We start from the raw sequence: 14,299 nt of genomic DNA, 5'->3' as shown, positions 1-14,299 counted from the left end.
TAGACCCACACGTATTTGATCCGGCTTCTGAATATATTCCGGCCTTTAGTCCTAAAGAATGAATATAGTCTGCCACAACCTTCATACCATTCGGGAAACGTTCAGGATGCGTATGCAGCATTCCCTCGTCATCACGATAACCGAAAAAACCGTCATCAATATTTATATATAAATAGCCTGCATCCTTCAGACCGAGCGATACCATGGCATCAGCCTGTTTCTTTATCAGAGACTCGCTTATATTCACCCTGTATGTATTCCATGAACTCCAACCCATAATAGGCGGATCAAAATTACACATTCTTGACGATACTGCCAATGGAATTGTAACTATAGTACAAAATAAAGCTAAACGTTTTAAGAAGTTGTGATTATTCATAAACAGGACTTCATATTTAATACATAATTATAAGTTTCATCAATCAATCTTTCAATTCAAAAGTAACCAACAGTCCCTTATGATCTGTAGGCCAAACACCAATAGGCTCTATGAATTTATCAGAAGTGTTCTCTTCAATTCTTTCGGACCGGACAATACTTCCTTTAGGTCCAAATATTACAGCATCCTTTAGTTTAAGTCTCTCATCAGGATAATAGAATATATAATCTATTCTGTCACGTTCATCCGATTTAGGAGCCCATGTCAAACGTTTCACATCCATAAGCAGATTATCAGACGGGAAAGTGAATCCTGGATAATTCAACACATCAGGATATTTGCTTCTGTAAGCATCAACAAAACCATTATTGTCAAGCAGAAGAGTTACAGTCCATGGAATAATCATTCCATTATGGTCATAAAGATCCTTAGTTTCTCTAATCCAATCGAGATGGGATGGTTCATTGAAATCACCTCCCAAGACCACCATAATACCATTTTCAATATCTTTCTGAGCAGCTTCAATAAAATTTCTTATTGCATCATCCCTAAAAGAAGCATCATTATATACCAGAACCTCAGCCACAGACTCAGGAACTGGAATTTCCTTCCATGTAGAACCATCATATCCCCTGACGTTATAATACGCATCTTTAAGATAATCCAGATGTGCTGTATAAACAGCTATCTTATGTCCGTGAATTTCAGTCAACATTCTATGAACTGTTCCATGATCATCATTCAATGGATAAACTATAGTTGAATCTGAAATCGGATACTTACTTAAAAGTCCGGTATCATCAGAATAAAAGGAATAATACACTTCACCCTTTTCTCTCAATGAAGATACAATTCTGTCGCAAAACCTTGTATCATTATAGTTTCTCACTTCGCTTAATGTTACAAAATCAGGTTTCAATCTCACTATTTCATTTATTATAGCATTATATCCACCCTTAACCATTGTTCCTTCTTGCCAGATATTCCACTGTAATACCGTAAATTCGTTTCTTGCAGATGAACTAAAAAATGAAGCTAAAATACAAATAATAAATAAAAGAAAATTTCTCATAATCAAAAAATAAAATCAGTTTATGGATTCTTAGACTAAAAGCGACAAACGGAACCTCATTTACAGTCCATTTGCCGCTTTTTTCTCAATTATAAAATCAGAAATCTGAAGTATTAAGATGTTTATCGACAAGTATTCCGTCCGAAATTCTCAAGTTTAGAGTAAACTTACGTTTAGCCCTGAATTTTATAGTCATAAGTTCAACATCCCCTTCCAGACATTCCTTCTCACCTAGATTGACAAACGTAGGATATAGAGATTTATCACCATTTGTATGCAGACGGTCGTATGTCAAGTTTCTCATGTTCTTCATTCCATAAGCATCAGTACCGAGATACTCCATATCATTCTCAGTATAAGGCAAGGCGAAACTCAAAGCATTAACAGAACGTAATCCCTTTCCTGTCACCTTAATTTCTATGGTTTCACCCGCATTATAAACAGTTTTATCAGACTTAACACTCACAGTTCCTTCAACGGAAGGAGTAATCTTATCGTTTATTCCATCTTCCAACACTATAGCTACATTCGAGATATCGTATGCATCAATCAATCCGTTCATATTCAAGTCACCCTTGCTGATGTACCCCTCGTAATCACTGTCACCTTTTCTCAAACCGGTATAATTCATATAAGATGTCAAATCATTTTCATCCACGATATTATCATGATTTATATCGCCCGGAATATAACTTTCCGAACCTGATACACGGAACACATATATTTCACGTCCTGAGCCGAAATTACCTCTCGCCTGTGAAACTGAAATTTTAATATATCGTACCGTTGGTTTATCCTTGAACTCGAATGTTTTTGTATCATCGCCTTCCCATTCGAATTTTCCGGCCTCAGTCCATGTTTTCTTGTTCATACTATAATATACAGTACCTTTCTGTAGTGTACCGTTTCCACCACCAGTACGAGGCAAATACACGAGCTTCTCTATCTGACCTATACTGCGCAAATCCATAGTAAGATCAAACGGAACAGCAGACTGTCCCCACTTGGTATGCCACATATCGGATTCATCGAAGTTAAAGAGTTTGTCCGGTTTTTGTCTGCCCTGACTCTCACATGTAGTCTCGCCTTTGATTCCACGTATAGCAAATTCCAAAGGATCGGACTTGGTTTGTGCAGTAATCTCTGTCCATTCGGATACACCAACCTTATTTACAGCACGTACTTTCATTGTATACGAAGTTTCAGGCTTCAAATCGGCAAACAACAATTCGGAACCCTTTATTGTAGAATAAATCATTCCGTTGTGTTCCACTTCATAATAATCCGCATTATCCACCTTTTTCCACGACGGAGTCAATGTATATGCTGTTATATTCTCTTCTGCTATTCCAGCTTCAGGAGCTATAAGTTCACCGGACGAAGAAAGCAACTTGTCTTCCACAAGATATTCATATCCTTTGATTTCAAGTTTGATGTCAGTTTCTGTTATATCTGTTCTGGCTATACGCACATGAAGAAGAGGATTCTTTACCACACTAAGTTCAGCCATTTCTGTTCCTTCAGTGGCAAACCTGTTAAGTTCAGGTTTTTCTTCATAGTAAAACTTGTTTTCTCCTCCCTGCAATTCTTCAAGTGACGAAGCCTCAGCAAGCTTTACACGTTTTCCTCCCAAAGTGGCCGTAATCTTTTTAGGTTTGCTGGTAAGATTCACTCTCACAACTGTTGTTTTTTCCTTAACCATACCCTCGAATCCGCCTTCAGTGGCTGCAATGGCAATAACAGCCTTATCTCCATCAAGTTTTTGTGATATAAGGGTTGTAGTTCCTCTACCTGATTTATATTCTTCTGTAACACCATCATCGTCATACTCTATAAACTTGGTATTCCCGTATGGATATACCTCATATACACGTTGTGTACGATCTATCTGACTAACATTATTATTGGGGTTACACAATGGAATAATAGCACCTCTTTTTATAAAGAAAGGTAATTTCCACAACGGAGCATCATAGTTGTTGATTATTCTGTTTCCTGTATATACATCTCCTGTAAAATAGTCAATCCATTCACCTTCCGGCAGATATATTCCGTCTCTTATATCATTTCCCTTGTCATCAGAATTTGTTGCCTGATATATAGGAGCCACGAGAATAAACGGTCCGTAAAGGAACTGGTATCTTGTAGCTGTGCCTAATGTATATTCGTTAGGATAATCCAGAAACATGGCACGAACCATAGGTTTTCCGTCAACAGCTTCTTTTGCTATACTATATGCATACGGCATCAGTTCGGATTTCATCTTAAGATACCAACGGTTGATAGAAACAGCAGGTTCACCCAGAATATGAGGATATTTTGGATTTGCTCCCCAACCGTCCATATTCAGTTGCATAGGTGTAAATGTCTTCCACTGAAAATCACGTACATTTACAGGTATATTCTTACCTCCGAAAATACCATCCATATCTGAACTGATATTTGGCTGTCCGGAAAGTCCACTGCCTATATATGTAGGTATATGAAAACGTATATATTCCCAGTTACCTCCAGTCTGGTCACCACTCCATATTCCTGCATATCTTTGAGTGCCGGCCCAACCATCCAAAGAAATAATGAAAGGACGGGCATTATTACCGTAATAAGGCATAATATGTCCTACATCAGCAACACCATTCAGTCCGAAAGAGTAACCAGCACCTACCCATGCCACATCAGTTTTTAGTACACGTACTCCTGCATCCCTCACTTCTTTTATTATATCACGCTGGAGCAATGCACTTACACCTTCCTTTGGATGCAAGTCCGACTGAGTCCAAAGCCCTATCTCAACTCCCTTCTTATTGGCATAGTCTGTAAGCGACTTCAGATTCTGTATATTTCCGTCAAGAGTTTCAGTCTGTCCATATCCGGCTCCATAACCATCGTTTGGCAACAACCAGCCCAAAGGCATATCATATGCTTCATATCGGTCTATAACAGCACGTGCAGAGAACTGGTAATTATTATTTTCTCCATTAAGAGACTCTTTTATACCTCCATTGTCTTTCTGACTTTCCTTATATTTCTTTCCATCTTCAAACAATATACCCTTCTCATCTTCTTTCCAGTAGTCTCGGTTATAGGCATTAAGATGTCCTTCATAAAAGCCGAATTTTGGAATAAGAACAGGATTACCTGTCAACTGATAAAAATCATTCAACAATCCTACAGGACTATCATTCACCGTAAAGAATACATCAATATAATCAGTATTATGACTCAGACGTACAATTTCAGGTTCAGTAGCCCCAAAATCATATTTACCCATTGCAAAAGTATGCCACATTATACCATAACCAGCTGTAGACCAATAGAAAGGTGTAGGCGAAGCCACTCCTCCATCCGTCCAGTTATTTGTATTCTCAATAGCTATAATTTTACCTTTATGAGAAAAACGTCCGTTCTGTACTCCTCCACCGTAGAAGTATTCATCTTTCCGTTCCTTAAGCAATATAGACACATTCCTTGAAGTAAACTCAAGAGGTGAAGCTGCCTCAGCCACAACACAATTGTCGCTCAACCTTATCAACTTAAACAAAGAAGTCTGTTTATCGAAAGAAATTCTCACTTTTGAAGTAGAAATAGCTATTTCTCCATCATTTTCAGTCAATACCACTCCGCCAACTTCCTTTCTTGGAGAGGTCACGAGAATATCAGCCTCAGGTTTAGCCTCAGGTTTTCTGATTATACCTCCGGAATTATCTTTAAAAAATCTGAAAATGTTCTCACCATAAAAATCGATACTCAGACGTGTATTATCCGAAAACAATATCTCAGCCGTAGTCGGATTAATCATCCTTGCGCTTAAAATAGCTTTTTCTACTGTATCTGTTGCAACGTTTACATTTAATATACCTGAAAAGCCACCATTAGGATTACTGCCATTCAAAGAGACAGTACCTACCAAAGGCAAAGACAAAGCAAGTAATAAAACTCTATTAGATTTCATTCAAAGTATATATTTAAGAATTTCGTATATTTATAAGTTATTATATTCCAAACAATTATTTATTAACTATTACTTTCAGATTCCTTATCCTACTCTTAAACTCACCAGCCTCCTTGAGCGGAAACACTAAAGTACGAACATAATTCATAGAATCTTTTCCACCATTAAAATAACGCTTTTCAATGTCAAGTTTCTTAACTTCTTTTCCATCTACTTTAAGTACTGTAGATTTATTGTCACCTTCAATACAGATATGAGCTTTTTCATTTGGATAAAGCTGAAATCCGAATGAATTTAGATATCCGTCACGTGCGAAACCTATCTGTCCGCTTATTGGATCCGAAAGATATAAAACGGCATTTGACGAACGGAACAATTCCGTACCCTTATCTTCTGCAGAAGTTTCAATATCAAATTCTACAGTGTAATTATATCCTACTTCTTCATATGGCAGCTCCATTCCAGCCTTAACCTCATCCAGCTGATACACAAGACCTGTATTCCTGCCTATTCTACCAAGTTGATTTACACCAGGAGCCTCACTAAGCAACATACGTTTGGCATCAAACTCATTAAAAGGAACAGAAACATTCTTTCCCGTCCACATTTTCACACTCAATGTCTGCAAGGCCGGGAACGAACGGTGATGAATGTCTTTCACTGAGATTCCATTTCCTACATGGTCGTTCCAAACAGCATACATACCTCCAAGTATGGCAGGATCCTTTTCTTTGAATACTGCCTTGCCAACATGCGCGGGAGTCCAGTTTTCATAAAGATGTTTCGTATTCAAATAATCGTAGTAGTATCCGGCTGCCGGAACTATATAGAGAAGTCCATCCGGTATACTAATCAGTTTATATCCCTGCTTAACCATATCTTTAGGGTCAGCATATCCGTTATACCAGGCACTCATTATCACATTATCCGATTTTACAGGAGTCTCACCTTTGGCATGAGTAAGGGCCCCCCATACACAAACCTGCTTTCCGAAACTTTCCACATATTTAATATATCTGTCTGTAAATTCACGGAACTTTTCTACCACTTTCTTGTCTTTATTGGAATATTCGTCTGTTCCGATATGAACTTTAGGTCCAACGAATACCGGATTTTCTCCTTCAAGATATTCTTTAAACAATCCGTCCATGAACTTGTATGTCTCAGGATTGAACAGGTCAAGATGATCCATTCCATACACCTTGCTTCCAAGAGCCTGATTATAATGACTAAATGCCAGTGTATGAGCAGGAGCATCTATCTCAGGAATTATTTCAACAAACAATGAAGCCGATTCTTTCTGAAAGTCGATAAATTCCTGTTTGGTATAATATCCATCACGTGAAGTCAGACCCGGATAAGTATCACATTCCAAACGGAAAGCCGCATATGTCTTATCCCAGTCGTGTCCGAAGAATTGCTTAAAGCCATTGTCGTTAAGATGTATCTGGAAAGTATTCATTTTATAATATGACATCGCTTTCATAAAGTCTCTGAGATAATCCATAGGTATGAACTTTCTGCCACAATCCATCATGAATCCTCTTATATCATAGTCCGGGAAATCCTTTATGTAACCTTTAGGCAGTGAGCGTAAATCAGACTGCTCGGACATCTGTAAAAGTGTTCTTGTACTCCAGTATACTCCGGCATAATGTGTAGCAGAAATGGTTACCTTGTCGGCAATATCAATGGTATAACCTTCTTTTCCAAGGTCAGGCTTACTTTTCAGTTTCAATACAAAGTCACCCTTTCCAGCTTTTCCGTATGCTACCGGTATTGCCACTCCGAACATTTCCTTATAATCAGCCGAAAAAATATTGGCTATACGTACAAGTTCAGGGTCATCTTTATCACATACAATTTTAGTTTCATGACAGGGAACAAACTCCCCAGTCTTTCCCTTCCATTCTTTCAATTCAGGAATAACAAAAGGTTTCTGATTCTGCGAGAAAACACATAGTGTGTTCAACAAACAAACAACTAATAATAAAACTCGAGATTTAAGATTTGTGATTTTCATATTTCATAATATTTACTCATTGTCAGAATTAGAATGTATATATCAAAAGCCAAAATGTTCTTTCTTATTTTCAAACTTCTCAATAGCCCTGGATTTTTCACCGGTATAATTCCATATTATCTCATCGGTATATTCTTTTCCGGACTTATCAGTACATACGGCCTTAATCCTGTTCTCACCGTCATACAAACTTACACTATCAAATATATAATGTACATCCGTATATCCTTTCCTTATTCCGGAGAGTTCTTTGCCGTTTATATAAACTTTAGGAGTACCAATATTGGAATAAACAGTTATACTGGTATTCCTTGTTTCCCTGTCATCATTTCTTCTTTGAGTGAGATACAGCACCGGCTCTTCACTCCAGTTAGCCTTATACCAGAAATATGAATCCTTCTTTATCTTTCTGTCGAAAGTAACAAGCCCTTTCATATTGCGTGCTGCCACTCCGCCACGTTTCCACATAGGACAGGCAAAATCAAAAGTATTCCACAAATATGAAGCAATGATATAAGGATGATTTGCTATAACACTCCACTGATACTCATGAGTCTTTGTCTGGAAAGTCTCAGGATAATATTCCTTTGTCCAATTCAATGATTCACCCAGGAATTCTGTCTGATGCTCAATATTCGCATCCGCTCCATACTCAGTAAGCATCAGTTTCTGGTCCGGATATTTTTCTTCAAGCCCTCTCACCCATGGCTCTATGTCCTGTATTTTCTTTTCGTACCATCCGAAATATCTGTTCATACCTTGTATGTCGGCATTCATGTTCACAGGATGTTCGGCATGTCCATATCCATTTACAGAGACAGTATATCTGTCAGGATCTTCAGTCTTTGCCAAATCATGAAGAGACTGTGTTAGCTGTGATGTATACGAATGAGGATGATAAACTTCATTATGAAGTCCCCATACATATATGGAAGGATGATTAAAACTTTGGCGTATCAGTTCCCTAAGCTGTGAATGGGCATTCTCCCATTCCTCACCAGTCACACGGTTTACAAAAGGTATTTCAGCCCATATTATAAGCCCAAGACTGTCGCACTTGGAATAAATATAGTCTGACTGTTGATAATGCGCAAACCTTACTGTTGTAGCACCAATATCCATTATAGTTTCCAAATCGAAATCATGATTTTCATTCGTCAGAGCACTGCCCAGCTTCCACCAGTCCTGATGTCTTGTCACACCATACATAGGGTATTTCTTTCCATTAAGATAAAATCCCTTACCTACCACAATCTCATATTTTCTCACACCTAAAGGTTGTGACATTTCATCAATAACATTACCATCTTTATAAAGTCTTGTTGTAACCCTATAAAGATAAGGATCTTTTCTGCCATTCCACAAATGAGGATTTTTCAATTTGAAATCAGAAATATAAGTCTTAATACCTTGATAGCTTAAGTTTATTTCTTTTTTATCTGAGAACACCTTACGCCCTTTCATATCATATATGATATTCTCCAGTATCAGTCTCTGAGACTTGAGAGAAGCATTGTCTAACTTAACCTTTACAGAAATATCTGCCGATTTTTCCGATACATTTTTCTGTGTGATATATATACCGCTTGAAGCATGATCAGTTACAGCAATATTACATTTATCGGTTACAATTAAGCTCACAGGACGATATATACCACCATACACACCAAACAACTGATGATTTACGGGTATCACGTCAGGCCGAGACTTATTATCCGCCTTAACAATAATCTCATTTATTTCTCCAAATCGTACTTCATTTTGAATTTCGCAGGCAAAAGCCGAATATCCACCCTTATGAGAAATTACCAGTTTACCATTAACATAAACCTCAGCACAACTACCTACTCCTTCAAATCGCAAGAACAATCTCTTGTCCTTCCATTCCTCAGGGAACAGATAATCTTTCTTATAATAAGAGACACCTTCGTAAAACGAATTGACTTTCTGTTGCATGTCAATATTGTTCCATGTATGAGGAATAGTTACCTCAGTCCATTTTCCGTCCCATACAGCAGCAGACTTCATTGCATCTTCCGGGAAAGGACCTTTTTTAAACAACCAGCCATCATTAAATATCTGTACTTCTCTTGCTGACAATCCAATCATACCCGCCATAGCTAAAACAGAGGCAAGCAAACGTGTAGTAAATTTCATGTTCTTCCTATGTATTATAATTCCTAATTCATTATATATTGATTCCAATAAATAAACTTCTGATTTAATTTAATAATTTGTCACCTTACCTGTTTCACGCTTTAATTGTTCTAATCTCATCATCATCTGGCGTAACAAACGAGGTTGTTTTTCAGCCAGATTGTTTATTTGTCCCGGATCATCCTTAATATTATAAAGCTCATATCTGGCTTTTGCACTATAAGGAGGTATCATCACATAATCACCTTGGCGTAAAGCATAATTAAACATTCCTTCTATGACCATCTCAGAACGGCCTTTGTCATTAATACCAAGAAATGCGCCAAGAGTATTCTGACTGTCAAGACGTTCATTATAAGTCTGTCCTGTAAGAGCTGCAAGAGAAGCAAGCAAATCCATCTGGCAAACAAACGTATCAGAAACCGAAGGTTTTACTTTAGCAGGCCACCTCAACATAAAAGGAATACATGTTCCACCATTGTACATAGTAGTTTTCCAACCTCGATATGGACCGGCAGGTTTATGATCTCCTATCAGTTCCTTAGCATCATCCTTATATCCATCATCCAGTACAGGTCCGTTGTCGCTAGTCAAAATAACAATAGTATTTTCAGTAAGTCCAAGACGATCTATCTCCTTCAAAAACTCTTCCACGCACCAGTCTGCTTCAAGAATGACATCACCACGAGGTCCCATACCGGATTTTCCCACAAAACGTTCATTAGGAACACGTGGAACGTGAGGTTGATGAAGACCGTAATATAAAAAGAAAGACTTATCCTTATTGTCATTCAGGAACTGTTTTGCCTTGTTCAAAAACAATTCAGCCATATCCTCATCTCTCCACTGTGCATTCTTTCCTCCTGTCTGGAATCCGATACGCGGCACACCATTAACTATAGATCCGGCATGTCCTACACTGGGATGCATACGTAGAAGTTCCGGGTTATCCTTTCCTGTAGGTTCTCCTGGAAAATTCTCCTTATAACTCACATATAACGGATCATCAGGTTCAAGCCCGACACCAATACCATTTTCCATGAAAATGCAAGGGACACGGTCATTAGTTGCAGCTTGAATAAATGAATAATCATATCCTACTTCCTTAGCTCCCGGATAAACCTTTTTATTCCAGTCCACAGCACCATCCCCTAAACCAAGATGCCATTTTCCGACAGCACCGGTCACATATCCGGCTTTCTTCATCACCTTAGGAAGAGTGATTCTCTTTGTATCTATAATTAGAGCCGCATTGCCCGGAAGAATTTTAGCATCAGCATTAGTCCACGGATACATTCCTGTTATGAGTGAATAACGGCTTGGAGTAGAGGTAGCCGCCGTACAATGTGCATCCGTAAATCGAATACCTTCTTTAGCAATTCTATCCATTCCCGGGGTCTTGATACGTGTAGCACCATAACAACTCAAATCTCCATAGCCAAGGTCATCGGCCTCAATTATAATTATATTAGGATGATTTTCAGATAATATTTGTCCAAACATGTAAACCGGAAATGTTATCCCGGCTATACCTGTCATAATACTTAATTTTGTTTTCATAGATTCAAGGATCTTAATTTAAAACGTTTCTTTTTATTCTACAATTCAGAATCAAAAATATAAAATTCAGTTCTTTCTTTTCTTTTTCAAATCCACAGCAGTCTTTATTTCATTATGCATCAATTTTTCATGAGATCCATTTGTTATTTTTCTCCATCCCTTTTCTATCCATAATGGTTCTGTACAAATATTCTTCTCCCAATTTTTCAAATCCGATGCCAAATCATTATATACATCAGGCTTTTCCTTTATTATATTATGCATTTCATCCAAGTCGGAAGACATGTCATACAAAACAGAATCGACACCATGAGTAATTATCAACTTATAATTTCCTTTTCTGACTGCCCTTGTATCCATCTTGCGCCAGAAAAGCTTGTCATGAGGATTACCGGATTTCTCACCCGACAAATAAGGTAATAGTGAAACCCCATCAAGATTATTTTTTGTTGAAGAAATTCCTGCAGCATCAATAGCCGTTGCAAAAATATCAAGAGAAGAAGAAAGTCCATTAAACTTTACTCCAGGTTTTACTTTTCCATTCCAAACGACAAAATAAGGGATACGGTGTCCTCCCTCAAACTTATTTCCCTTAAAACCTTTAAGAGGATAATTTGATGCATCATTTGTTGTAGCCCCTCCATTATCACTGAGAAAGAAAATAAGAGTATTATTAAACTTACCTGAATCCTTTAAGCCTTGAATTACCTTGCCAACTCCACGGTCCAGAGCCCAAGTCATTGCTGCCAGTTTCTGTCTCGGATGTCCTTTAAATCTATCCATATCTTCTTTTGTAGCCTGCATTGGAGTATGAACTGCATTATAGGCAAGATACATCATAAACGGCTGATCGCTCTCTTTTATATATTCAACTGCTTTATCACTGAAATTATCTGTCAAATATCCATCAAACTTAACTTGTTTGTTATTGAATAACAAATTTCGTTCATCTCCAGGTCTATCGCTTTTCTTCTCATTATAAAAATAATCACGCGATCCGGCCTTCATTCCATAAAAATAATCAAAGCCACGATTATTGGGATGAAATTTTTCCAAGCTTCCCAAATGCCATTTGCCAATAGCTGCAGTACGATAACCATTAGCCTTAAATACATCCGCAATAGTCTGTTCATCAAGAGACAATCCATTGGTTCTATCTTCTAAATTACACTCATAACCAAATCTATGGCCATATCTTCCTGTTATAAGACAAGCACGCGACGGACTACTCACCGTTGCTGCAACGTGTGCATCAGTTAATACTGTACCTTGCAAAGCTAATTGGTCTATATTAGGTGTCTTTATTTCTTCTGATCCCATAAAACCAAAGTCATTATAACCGGCATCATCTATCAATATAATCAAAACATTCGGACGATTATCAGACGACACACTATTACACGCTGTGAACAGCGGTAATGAAGACATACAATAAACTAATATTTTATTCTTTTCCATAAACATTACTCCCTGGCATATAACATTGATTTCAACTCATCAGAAGTCAAAGGTTTTATTACACCTTTACTTTCAAGTTCCTTCATTTCATTCTTAAACTTAGTCCTCATTTCATCCGTCATAATATATGAATAAGTACCATAATCACCATAAGTAAGATTCAACAATCTGAAAAAGCCGAATGCTTCAAAATAAGGATACAGATTCTTACCAGAGACAATGGAAGCTCCACGAATAAAATTCAATTGAAATGGAACCACATTCTTATGCCTGTCCAGATTTTTCAGTTCGGGGTATTCTTTCTCAGAGTTTCTCATTTTCTCATATAAATCTGGATAAAAGTCCGCATAACCATTCTTGACAAAATAACATTGAAGTTTCCAGAATGGAACAAGACGCTCAAAATTATCTGTCTCCAGATAACTCAAAGCATAATCCGGATTTTCGTTTACAGAAGCAATGATGGAATCGTTCATTCCTCCTTTTATTCTTGCTTTACTAGCCGATCCGAACCTTACACCTTCAAGAAAATCTTTTTCCACTTTATCAAAATACTTTCCAAGACGGTTTTTATATCCAAATGCCTGCGTACAGTATCTTGTACATATATTATTGCTAGTTTCTCCAAGACCTCCCCATGAAAGATACGTCTTTAACTGATGAACATGACCTACTTCATGACTGAACCCCCAACATGCATCCTCATCCTTATTACGCATGTGGTCAGGATTAGCAACCCTTCGCATAGTATCATACTTAAATGCAACTCCATTTCCATCGCGGAACATGTAATATCCATAATTTACACGTGCAAAAATTTTATTATCAGGAACAAGTCCATATTTTTTCCACCCTATTATCTCATGTTGTTTAGAAACAAGATCTTCATAAACATTTATAAGTTCCTTACCTTTTCCGGCAGCATACCTTTTCAAATCCTCTACGGGATATGCCAGATGAATATTACAGCCCGTAGCATCGAACACCGGATATACAGCTTTTGAAAGCATTTCATCCCATTCTGCATTTGTATTTACAGATGCATCAAAATATCCATTCACTTCACCTGTAACAAAATGTACTTTTATCTCATTCTCATTTTCAGGATTATCAAAATAATAATCCATATATGCAAGTCCTGTCCAACCTGATGTTTTTTCAAAGACATTGACACCATTTCCAAGTTCAAATCTCTCTGAATGAAGGCTCCAATCTTTGTTTCCCTGATTAGGGGCATAAAGTTCTGCCACCTTAACTCCCAATTTACTACCTTCTTTTAACCCATCAACTATTATTATATGCTTGCCAGGTTTCAAAACAATACCAGTGAGATGTTGAAATGTACTGTAACCGTTTCCTATATGAAGCATTTTTCCCAAAGCCGAAGGACTATATAAAGGTTTGAATGAATTTACACGGAACTTTATGTCATATTGTTTATTATAAATAGACATTCCCAGATTCGTAAACTCCTCACAACCACATTTTTGAATCATTCGCTTTGAAGTCCTCTTCTTTAGTTTCGTACACAATGGATCAGAAAACAGTCTTTCCGCTATTTCAGTATATCTGTCTTCAGTATTCTTATCTATGGTATCTACAATACCAATACATGCTTCAGTACATGCATAAGCAGATATTCTGTATGAGGCACAAAGCAAAACCAAACATAATATATAATTAAAATTTTTCATTAGT

8 protein-coding genes are annotated in these 14,299 nt (G+C 37.4%); all 8 read right to left on the bottom strand.

Features of this window, described 5'->3' with window-relative positions; genetic code table 11:
• Nucleotides 1-301: alpha-galactosidase (locus tag Q0486_RS12275; RefSeq protein WP_299233749.1), on the bottom strand; the 301-nt coding region annotated here is incomplete at its 3' end.
• Between the two features lie 121 nt (nucleotides 302-422).
• Nucleotides 423-1,451 (bottom strand): endonuclease/exonuclease/phosphatase family protein, encoded by a 1,029-nt coding sequence (locus Q0486_RS12270; protein ID WP_299233747.1) that lies wholly within the window; start codon nucleotides 1,449-1,451, stop codon nucleotides 423-425.
• 97 nt (nucleotides 1,452-1,548) lie between these two features.
• Nucleotides 1,549-5,403 carry a TIM-barrel domain-containing protein gene (locus Q0486_RS12265; protein WP_299233746.1) on the bottom strand — a complete coding sequence of 1,285 codons (3,855 nt, stop codon included), beginning with the start codon at nucleotides 5,401-5,403 and terminating at the stop codon, nucleotides 1,549-1,551.
• Between the two features lie 55 nt (nucleotides 5,404-5,458).
• Nucleotides 5,459-7,426 carry a family 20 glycosylhydrolase gene (locus tag Q0486_RS12260; RefSeq protein ID WP_299233745.1) on the bottom strand — a complete coding sequence of 656 codons (1,968 nt, stop codon included), beginning with the start codon at nucleotides 7,424-7,426 and terminating at the stop codon, nucleotides 5,459-5,461.
• 42 nt (nucleotides 7,427-7,468) lie between these two features.
• A complete protein-coding gene (locus Q0486_RS12255; RefSeq protein ID WP_299233744.1) occupies nucleotides 7,469-9,583 on the bottom strand; it encodes a glycoside hydrolase family 2 TIM barrel-domain containing protein in 2,115 nt (704 codons plus the stop codon).
• A gap of 69 nt (nucleotides 9,584-9,652) precedes the next feature.
• Nucleotides 9,653-11,086, bottom strand: coding sequence for a sulfatase-like hydrolase/transferase (locus Q0486_RS12250; protein WP_299233748.1), 1,434 nt, complete (start codon nucleotides 11,084-11,086; stop codon nucleotides 9,653-9,655).
• 123 nt (nucleotides 11,087-11,209) lie between these two features.
• Nucleotides 11,210-12,571: a sulfatase-like hydrolase/transferase gene (locus Q0486_RS12245; protein WP_299233743.1), complete on the bottom strand. Its 1,362-nt coding sequence runs from the start codon at nucleotides 12,569-12,571 to the stop codon at nucleotides 11,210-11,212.
• A 35-nt stretch (nucleotides 12,572-12,606) separates the two neighbouring features.
• Nucleotides 12,607-14,295 carry a M60 family metallopeptidase gene (locus tag Q0486_RS12240; protein WP_299233742.1) on the bottom strand — a complete coding sequence of 563 codons (1,689 nt, stop codon included), beginning with the start codon at nucleotides 14,293-14,295 and terminating at the stop codon, nucleotides 12,607-12,609.
• Nucleotides 14,296-14,299 lie beyond the last annotated feature (4 nt).

The sequence above is a fragment of the uncultured Bacteroides sp. genome (genome assembly GCF_937912035.1).
Classification (GTDB): domain Bacteria; phylum Bacteroidota; class Bacteroidia; order Bacteroidales; family Bacteroidaceae; genus Phocaeicola.
Note: the sequence above shows the minus strand (reverse complement) of the source record. Positions and strands in the feature narration are given on the sequence as shown.